The sequence below is a fragment of the Kitasatospora sp. MBT63 genome, from assembly GCF_000710465.2.
Lineage (GTDB): Bacteria > Actinomycetota > Actinomycetes > Streptomycetales > Streptomycetaceae > Kitasatospora.
The window spans coordinates 1-253 of the sequence record NZ_JAIZ01000815.1 but is presented as its reverse complement, the minus strand read 5'-3'; the positions used below and the strand labels follow the sequence as shown (position 1 = coordinate 253).

Sequence of the window (253 nt, the reverse complement as noted above, 5' to 3'; positions counted from 1 at the left end):
GCCGCCGGGCGGGCCGGATCAGCAGTGATCCGGCCCGCCCGGGCGGTGTACGGGGTGGGGGCCTCCCGTGGGCTCAGCCCTCCGGCGTGGCCTCGACCGGCTCCGCGGCCTTGCGGGCGCGGGTGCGGCGGCGCGGGGCGGCCTCGGTGGGCTCGCCCTCCTGGGCCGGGATGCTCACCTGGGCCTCGGCGGCCGGCGCGGCGGCGGCCGTCTTGCGGGCCCGGGTCCGGCGCGGGGCGGGGGCCTCGGCCGG

At 84.6% G+C, this 253-nt stretch carries 1 pseudogene; it reads right to left on the bottom strand.

Features of this window, described 5'->3' with window-relative positions:
* Positions 1 to 73: 73 nt before the first annotated feature.
* Positions 74 to 253: pseudogene (locus AA75_RS50600) on the bottom strand (hypothetical protein); the annotation flags it as partial.